The 2,025-nt window shown below is 67.9% G+C and carries 2 protein-coding genes; both read right to left on the bottom strand.

Annotation, left to right across the window (positions count from 1 at the left end; translation table 11 throughout):
* Positions 1–611: pyruvate formate-lyase-activating protein (pflA, locus tag RBXJA2T_RS01230; protein ID WP_009855490.1), on the bottom strand; the 611-nt coding region annotated here is incomplete at its 3' end.
* On the bottom strand, positions 598–2,025 hold a 1,428-nt coding region (locus RBXJA2T_RS19395; protein ID WP_009855489.1), incomplete at its 5' end, for a pyruvate formate lyase family protein. The genes RBXJA2T_RS19395 and pflA, both read right to left, overlap by 14 nt.

The following is a 2,025-nucleotide window of genomic DNA, read 5'->3' as shown; positions in this document are numbered from 1 at the left end:
TGGTCGGTCCAGCCGGGCACCAGCACGTAGCGCAGGATGATCGGCTTGCCCAGCGCGGCCAGGCGGCGCGCGAAGTCCAGCGTCGGTTTCAGCTCCGCGCCGGTGAGCCGGTGGTAGGTCTTCTCGCTGAAGGCCTTGATGTCCAGCAGCACCATGTCCAGGTCGGCCATCATCTCGTCGTCGACCTTGGCGCCCAGGTAGCCCGAGGTGTCCAGCGCGGTGTGCAGGCCCATCGCCTTGCAGCCGCGCAAGAGCGCCTTGACGAAACGCGGCTGCGTCAGCGGCTCGCCGCCGCTGAGCGTCACGCCCCCGTGCGCCTGGATGAAGCCGCGGTAGCGGCCGATGTCCGTCAGGATCTCGGCGACGCTGGTGAGCGTGCCGTCGTGACGATGCCAGGTGTCGGGGTTGTGGCAGTACGCGCAGCGCAGCGGGCAGCCCGAGAGGAACAGCACGTAGCGGATCCCCGGGCCGTCCACCGTCCCGCAGGTCTCGGTCGAGTGGACCCAGCCTTCGGTGACGGCGGCGGCCGGCGCCGCGCCGGGCGCGTGCACCGGCCGCGTGCCGCCGCACGGGGCGGCGACCGCGACGCTTTTGACGTCAGTGGCAGGCATGGAAGGTACGGCTGATGACATCGAGCTGCTGCTCGCGCGTCAGCTTGATGAAGTTCACCGCGTAACCCGACACCCGGATCGTCAGCTGCGGGTACAGCTCCGGGTGCTCCATCGCGTGCAGCAGCGTCGCACGGTCGAAGACGTTGACGTTGACGTGGTGCCCGCCGGAGCCGAAGTAGCCGTCGATCAGGTTCACCAGGTTGTCCACGCGCTGGCCTTCGTCCGGGCCCAGCGCGCTGGGCACGATCGTGAAGGTGTAGGAGATGCCGTCCTGCGAGCAGCTGTACGGCAGCTTGGCCACCGAGGCCATCGAGGCCACCGCGCCCTTGTAGTCGCGGCCGTGCATCGGGTTGGCCCCCGGCGCGAACGGCTCGCCAGCCTTGCGCCCGTCGGGCGTGTTGCCGGTCTTCTTGCCGTACACGACGTTGGACGTGATCGTCAGCACCGACATCGTCGGCGTCGCGCCGCGGTAGGCCTTCTGCTTGCGCAGGAAGCCCATGAAGGTCTCGACGATCCAGCTGGCGATGGTGTCCACACGCTCGTCGTTGTTGCCGAACGCCGGGTAGCGCCCTTCGAGGCGGAAGTCGACCGCCAGGCCGCGTTCGTCGCGCACGACGTGCACCTTGGCGTGGCGCATCGCCGACAGCGAGTCCGCGACCACCGACAGCCCGGCGATGCCGCAGGCCATCGTGCGCAGGATGTCGCGGTCGTGCAGCGCCATCTCGATGCGCTCGTAGGCGTACTTGTCGTGCATGAAGTGGATCGCGTTGAGCGACTTCATGTACACGCCCGACAGCCACTCCATCGTCGGCACGAACTTGGCGACGACCTCGTCGTAGTCGAGCAGCTCGCCGGTGATCGGCTCGGTGACCGGGCCGACCTGCTCGCCGCTGACTTCGTCACGGCCGCCGTTGATCGCGTACAGCAGCGCCTTGGCCAGGTTGGCACGCGCGCCGAAGAACTGCATCTGCTTGCCGATGCGCATCGCCGACACGCAGCAGGCGATGCCGTAGTCGTCGCCCCAGTACGGACGCATCAGGTCGTCGTTCTCGTACTGCACCGAGCAGGTGTCGATGGAGGTCTTGGCGCAGAAGTCCTTGAAGCCCTGCGGCAGCTGCTCCGACCACAGCACGGTCAGGTTGGGCTCGGGCGCCGGGCCCAGGTTGTTGAGCGTCTGCAGGAAGCGGAAGCTGTTCTTGGTGACCAGCGGACGGCCGTCTTCGCCGACGCCGCCGATGGCCTCGGTCACCCAGGTCGGGTCGCCGGAGAACAGCTGGTCGTATTCGGGGGTGCGCAGGAAACGCACGATGCGCAGCTTGACGACGAGGTCGTCGATGAACTCCTGGGCGCGGGCTTCGTCGATGAGGCCGGCGTCGAGGTCGCGCTGGATGTAGATGTCCAGGAAGCTGGAGAC

The sequence above is a fragment of the Rubrivivax benzoatilyticus JA2 = ATCC BAA-35 genome, assembly GCF_000190375.1.
In the GTDB taxonomy this organism is placed as follows: domain Bacteria; phylum Pseudomonadota; class Gammaproteobacteria; order Burkholderiales; family Burkholderiaceae_C; genus Rubrivivax; species Rubrivivax benzoatilyticus.
This window is presented reverse-complemented; position numbering and strand designations above follow the sequence as displayed.